The following is a 6,954-nucleotide window of genomic DNA, read 5'->3' as shown; positions in this document are numbered from 1 at the left end:
TTCCTCCTGATAGCCGCTACACAAGCATCCGCCTTAGCACAGGTTACGGTTTCGGCAAAAAACACCAAAATAAAGCAGATTATCCTGCAAATAGAGAAAAGCAGCGGATACAGCTTTTTCTATAGCGACGATTACCTGGACCTGGATAAGACAGTCAGCGTGGATATAAAAAATGAAAGTATCGAATCGGCGCTGTCCAAGGTATTCAAAGGAACGGATATAAACTTTTCCGTAGGCGCAAATAAACAGATCATGCTGACGGACGCTAAGAATAAAGAAGGGGAAAAAAATGCCGGCATCCCTCAAAAAAAGTATTCAGGCATCGTGAAAGACGAATCGGGTGAAACTATTATCGGTGCCAGTATTACCATTAAAGGCAGTAAAACAGGAATAATAACAGATGATGACGGCAGGTTTTCGCTGGAAGCCCGCCCCGGTTCCACGCTGGTTATATCTTATATCGGTTTTGAGAAGCAGGAGATAACCACAGGCAATCAGAGCGACCTGCAAATAACTCTTGTAGAAAACAGCAGGGAACTTGACGAGGTCGTGGTTATCGGGTACGGAACAGTAAAAAAAGGAGACCTGACCACAGCCGTGGCGACCATTTCGAATAAAGAGATAGACCAGCGGCCGATCATTTCAGCGGCACAAGCTATGCAAGGAAAGGCGGCCGGCGTGATGGTTTCCCAACCAAACGGTTCTCCCGGCAGTGAACTGACAGTCCGGGTACGCGGTACAACATCGTTTAACGGCAGCAACAATCCCCTCTATGTAGTGGACGGCGTACCTGTGGATAACCTGAAATTCCTGTCACCTACCGATATCGAGAGCATGCAGATACTCAAAGATGCCTCTTCTGCCGCTATTTACGGATCACGTGCGGCAAACGGGGTAGTGATTATCAACACCAAGTCAGGCGTACAGAACCAGGCGAAAGTGACTCTTAACGCACAGCTAGGCGTCAGCAACCTGAGCAATGAGATAAAATCCCTCAATGCGGCACAATATGATGACCTGATGTCGGAACTTGGTTTTGCCACCTATGGCTCAGGTGATGTAACGGACTGGTATAAGGAAATTTACAGTACAGGATATACTCAAAACTACCAGGTATCCATTTCTAACGGTAACGACAAGATGAAATATTTTTTATCGGCCGGTTACCTGGATAATAAAGGGATTATCAACTCAACCTTCTACAACCGTTACAGCATCAGGGCAAAGGTAGATAACCAGATACGCAAGTGGTTGACTGTCAATACCAACATATCCTATTCAGACTATACCGGCAACGGGGTAGCTACCGGATTGCCCGCCAACCGGGGAGGTTTCGTACTGTCGGCGATCAACCTGCCTACAGGAGCTCCCGTATGGGATGAATCAATGGGCGCTTATAACCGTAATTTCAACGGGCTGAACCTGACAAATCCGGTAGAAGCCATGGAAAACGGGAAGAACAACCGTTCGAAGGAAAACCGCCTGATCGCTTCGGGAAGTTCCCTGATTTCTTTTTTGCCGGAGCTTACACTGAAAACACAATTTACGCTGGACAGACGCAACGGGCTGAATACGTCTTTCCGTCCTCCGGTTTACATCGAGGAAGAACCGGGCGTTCACGGGAGCAGGATCGATTACGGAGCAGGGTCGGATACACGGAGTGTCAATACCCTGACGGTACTGGACAATGTACTTACCTATAATAAATCGTTCGGTAAACACAACGTTGAAGCTATGGCCGGTACATCACGGACTACGTCCGACTGGTCGCAAAATTACGTTAATGCCTCCCATTTCCGGAATGGCAATATACATACGCTGAATGCCGCCAATAAGATCGCCTGGAACAACGCAGGATCCAACGCCTCGCAATGGGGGATCATGTCTTACTTCGGACGTGCCGCCTATAACTATGAAAGCAAATACCTGCTGACGGCCAATGTCCGTAAAGACGGCTCTTCAAAGCTACACCCGGATCACCGTTGGGGCACCTTTCCTTCCTTTTCGGCCGCGTGGCGTATCTCATCGGAAAAATTCATGGAAGGCATGACCTGGCTCGACGACCTGAAGATCCGTGGCGGATGGGGGCAAACCGGGAACCAGTCAGGTGTTGGCGACTATGCTTATCTCCAGACATATAATATTGTCCGTTCCGACTGGACAATCGAGGGGCATAGCAACGATCTTCCGGGCATCACGGTAAACAACCTGCGGAACAGGGACCTGACATGGGAAACAACTTCACAAACGGATATAGGACTCGACTTCACTGTTTTTGGGAACAAACTTACGGTTGCTATGGATTATTACCACAAACGCACCTCCGATATGCTGATGTATGTATCCCTCCCGGCAGGACAGGCAGCCAGCAGCATTATCCGCAATGAAGGGGTAATGACCAATAAAGGATTTGAGTTTTCCGTCAATTCACGCAATTTACAAGGCGCTTTCACATGGACGACCGACTTTAACATGTCGTTTAACCGGAACCGTCTTGAGAGCCTTGCCCTGCAGCAGGTATATTACGGCGCCTATATCAACAGCGAAATCCTGAGGGATAATATCGTCCGTAATGAACCGGGACGCCCGCTCGGCGGATTTTACAGTTATATCTGCGAAGGTGTCGATCCGCAGACAGGCGAACTTAAATACAAAGACCTGGACGGGAAAGAAGGCATTACGCCCGACGACCGCACCTATATAGGCGACCCGAATCCCGATTTTATTTTAGGTATGACCAATACATTCTCATGGAAAGGGATCAACCTCAGTATATTTATGCAAGGCTCTTACGGAAATGACATTTACAATGCATCGAAGATAGAAACCGAATCGATGACCACCCAGAGAAACCAGGCGGCAACTGTGGTGAACCGGTGGAAAAAGCCGGGGGATATCACAAAGATACCTAAAGCCGGAACTGCCGTCACCAACTCATCCTATTATGTGAAAGACGGAAGCTACCTGCGGATCAAGGACATCTCGTTATCGTATAACATTACTGGGAAATTCCTGAAAAAGGCCGGTATAACAAGATTACAGCCTTACATCACGGCAACCAACATGGTTACATTTACAAAATACTCCGGAACAGATCCTGAAGTAAATGAATGGGGTGATGCAGGCGGTGTCCAGGGGATCGACTGGGGAACCTATCCATACAGTAAAACATTCGTGTTCGGTATTAATGTTGAATTTTAAACTACGATAATATGAAAAGGAATAAGCTGTTTTTTACAGCAGGACTTTTGATCCTGTTATCATCCTGCTCCCTTAATTATGATCCGGTCGGCGCTTACTCGGATGTGACCGAAGGCACGGAGGTGGGACTGGCCTTTACCAGTAAAGCCGATGTTCTTGCACACAGGCAATCGATGTATATAGCACTGAAGGAATGCGAGCATTTTTATCAGGATGTACTCTTATTTGCAGAAATACACTCAGATAATGCCTATTCAGGGAATGAAGGCGGAGCACCTCCGGGATTTGAAAAGAATGATGTGGCCGATATGATGGCAAAGCCGCCTTTGCAACGTGGCTGGAACCGTCGTATGGCAAATATAGCCCTTGCCAATAAGCTGATATCGAACATAGATAATGTCCCTGACCCTGCACTTACTGATGATGAACGCAGGCAGTATAAAGCCGAGGCCCTGATTTACCGCGCCATGCTTTATTATGATATGGCATTGCTGTGGGGGCGCGTTTCGGTTGTTATTATCGAGGCCGGCGACATCACTGCCGAAAATATAGGGGAATCGTACGAAAAATACTTTCCAAAGCAAAACACCGAGGATGAAGTATATGCGCAGATAGAGAAAGACCTGCTCGATGCCCTGCCTGACGCGCCTGTGGACAACAGCAATAAAGGCCTTTGTTCGAAAGGGCTGGCCTGTGCTTTACTGGCCAAGATCTATGCAGACAACACTTCGTTCAGGGACTATGATAAAGTTATCCAATACTGCGACCAGGTACGTGACCTTGGGTTTTCACTGGCAGGAGATTTCAGCGACTTATTCGGCGTACAGCTACAAGATCCGGCAAATCCTCCGGGGCCCGCGAATCCGGCTATAAATGCCAGGAGACGGAATACAGAAGAGGCTATCTTCGAAATACAGTTCTCCGCGGCCGGTGACAGGGGCAGCTTTAATAACCAGATATTCGGCCCGTTACTGGACAATTTCACTCCTGTTACATTTGCCAACTGGGTGCTTCCGACCCATGAACTGATCGACCTGTACGAAAGTGAAAGCGGCGATAAGCGTTATCCCGAGACAATCGTGTATTACGGAGGTACCCAACTCGGTTTTACACCGCCGCGTAACTGGGGATACACCACCAGCCATTACCCGCACATGTATAAATTCCGTTCTTCGTTCAGCAGCAATATCAAATACCGCTATGCGGATATCCTATTGCTAAAAGCCGAGGCATTGATATTAAAACAGAACCCTGACCTGTCCGGGGCAGCCGGAATCATTAACCAGATCAGGCACCGTGCCGGCCTGTCAGACTTAACGGCACCGGCGATGGCAAATAAAGAGGCCGCATTGAATACTATGCTGAAAGAACGCCGCAAGGAACTGGCATTTGAAGGACACCGGTGGAACGATCTGGTACGGCTTGAAAAAGTAGAGGAGGTGTTGAACTCTTTCAAGGAACGTGACCCGTATTCGCGTATTACGAACAGGTTTACACGCACCCACTATAAGTTCCCGATACAGAAAGCCATCCTGGATGCAAATGATCTGCTGACTCAAAATCCGGGATATTGATATATTTCCATTGAAAGGGATATTTTGTAGGGGAAATATCCCTTTCCCTGATAAGTAAACGATTATGAATAATAATATAAAAAACATGAATTTATTGAATCTCTTTCTGGCTGTTTGCATGACAGTATCCGCCTGTAAAGGGTCGGAGCAGGAAAACAGCAACGGTAATCCCATACCGGAAAACAAAGCCGCCAGGATTTACCTTACATCGGCCGACCGGACATATGCTTTCAGCAAGCTGGAAGTCAATTTCTCATCACCGGGTGACCTGCCTGTACCGGCTATTAAGCTCGATCCCGGGCAGCGCTTCCAGACAATGTACGGCTTTGGCGCGGCGATAACGGGTTCCACATGTTATAACCTGTTGAAGATGACTGTTGCGGACAGGGCTAAATTCCTGAAAAATACATTCTCTCCGACAGATGGAATGGGATATAGCTATATACGTATCTCTATCGGATGTTCTGACTTTTCACTGAGCGAATATACCTGCTGTGATGTCCCGGGTATTGAAAACTTTACGCTGACAAATGAAGAAACACATTATGTAATGCCCATACTCAAAGAGATACTGGCTATAAATCCCGGCATAAAAATACTGGGTTCCCCATGGACCTGTCCGCGTTGGATGAAAGTTAATAACCTGGCCGATCTACAGCCATACAATTCATGGACAAGCGGGCAACTGAATCCGGCTTATTACCAGGATTATGCCCTTTATTTTATAAAGTGGGTACAGGCGTTTGCAGCCGAAGGGATCTCTATTACAGCGGTGACGCCTCAGAACGAACCGCTGAACAGGGGTAATTCCGCTTCGTTGTATATGGGCTGGCAGGAACAGCGCGACTTTGTGAATTCTGCCCTGGTTCCGGCATTGAAATCGTCCGGATTGAAAACCACGATCTATTTGTTCGACCACAATTACAATTATGATAACATGGGGGAACAGGATGATTATCCGGCCAGAATATATGAGTCAGGTGTAGACGACATCGTAGTCGGCGCAGCCTATCATAATTACGGCGGAAGCAGGTCGGAGTTGCTGGATATACACGGCAAGTATCCCAATAAGGAACTGATATTCACAGAGACATCCATCGGTACATGGAACAACGGGAAAGACCTGTCTGTCCGGCTGATGGAAGATATGCAAAATGTAGCACTGGGCACGGTCAACAACTGGTGCCGCGCAGTGATCGTCTGGAACTTAATGCTGGATGCGGAACGGGGACCAAACCGTCCCGGCGGCTGCAAGACCTGCTTTGGCGCCGTGGATATTGCTTCCGATTATAAAACATTATCGTTCAATTCACATTATTACATTGTCGGCCATTTATCCGCAGTGATAAAGCCGGGAGCGGTCAGGATCGGCACAACAGGTTTTACAGACCCGGAAGTGGTCAGTTCGGCCTTTGAAAATCCCGACGGCACGCATGCCGTGGTGTTACTAAACAACAGTACTGAAAGTAAAACGATAAGAATAGATGACGGAAAAGACAGCTTCAAATATGCCATACCTGCAAAATCCGTCATATCATATCTTTGGTAACTATGAAACAGGCAAATATGAAGGTACGGAATATATTGATGACAACTTCCCTGTTGTCCCTGGCAGGAGGACATGTAAACGCCCAGGAACGCCCTAATATAGTGATTATCTATCTTGACGATATGGGCTACTCTGATATCAGTTGTTACGGACAAAAGAAATGGTCTACACCGCATATCGACCGCCTGGCACAGGAAGGGGTCAGGTTCACGGACGCTTACTCGGCTTCTCCCGTATCCAGTCCTTCCCGGGCGGCATTACTTACGGGGCGCTATCCAGCCCGTATGGGAATCCAGGGCGTCTTTTATCCGGACAGTTATACGGGGATTCCACAGGAAGAGCTTCTTCTCTCCGAATTACTGAAACCGGCCGGATATGCCACGGGAATCGTCGGCAAGTGGCATCTCGGCAGTAGGGATAAGTTTTTGCCTCTCCAGAACGGTTTTGACGAATATTTCGGTATTCCTTACAGCAACGATATGGGAGCACAGGTGTATTTGCGGGGCAACGAAGTGGAAGATTTCCATGTAGACCAGTCCCAGATGACAAAAAAATATACGGCTGAAGCCAAAGATTTTATTTCACGACATAAGGATAAACCCTTCTTCCTTTACCTGGCACATAATATGA

The 6,954-nt window shown here is 47.6% G+C and carries 4 protein-coding genes; all 4 read left to right on the top strand.

The genetic code is table 11. The annotated features are described in order from the left end of the window. Window positions 1-3,201, top strand: a 3,201-nt coding sequence (locus ACFO6W_RS26070; RefSeq protein WP_380002064.1) for a TonB-dependent receptor, incomplete at its 5' end; no start/stop codon positions are given. A gap of 11 nt (window positions 3,202-3,212) precedes the next feature. Next, window positions 3,213-4,775, top strand: coding sequence for a RagB/SusD family nutrient uptake outer membrane protein (locus tag ACFO6W_RS26065; RefSeq protein ID WP_380002062.1), 1,563 nt, complete (start codon window positions 3,213-3,215; stop codon window positions 4,773-4,775). Window positions 4,776-4,860: 85 nt separating this feature from the next. After that, on the top strand, window positions 4,861-6,324 hold the full coding sequence (locus tag ACFO6W_RS26060) for a glycoside hydrolase family 30 protein (RefSeq protein ID WP_380002060.1): 1,464 nt from the start codon (window positions 4,861-4,863) through the stop codon (window positions 6,322-6,324). Between the two features lie 2 nt (window positions 6,325-6,326). After that, a partial coding sequence (locus ACFO6W_RS26055; protein ID WP_380002058.1) for a sulfatase-like hydrolase/transferase occupies window positions 6,327-6,954 on the top strand: 628 nt, incomplete at its 3' end.

It is taken from the genome of Dysgonomonas termitidis (assembly GCF_042654545.1).
Taxonomy (GTDB): domain Bacteria; phylum Bacteroidota; class Bacteroidia; order Bacteroidales; family Dysgonomonadaceae; genus Dysgonomonas; species Dysgonomonas termitidis.
Note: the sequence above shows the minus strand (reverse complement) of the source record. Positions and strands in the feature narration are given on the sequence as shown.

Coding starts and splice junctions, on each gene's coding strand:
- ACFO6W_RS26065 (WP_380002062.1), top strand. CDS start 3,213: ATGAAAAGGAATAAGCTGTTTTTTACAGCAGGACTTTTGATCCTGTTA.
- ACFO6W_RS26060 (WP_380002060.1), top strand. CDS start 4,861: ATGAATTTATTGAATCTCTTTCTGGCTGTTTGCATGACAGTATCCGCC.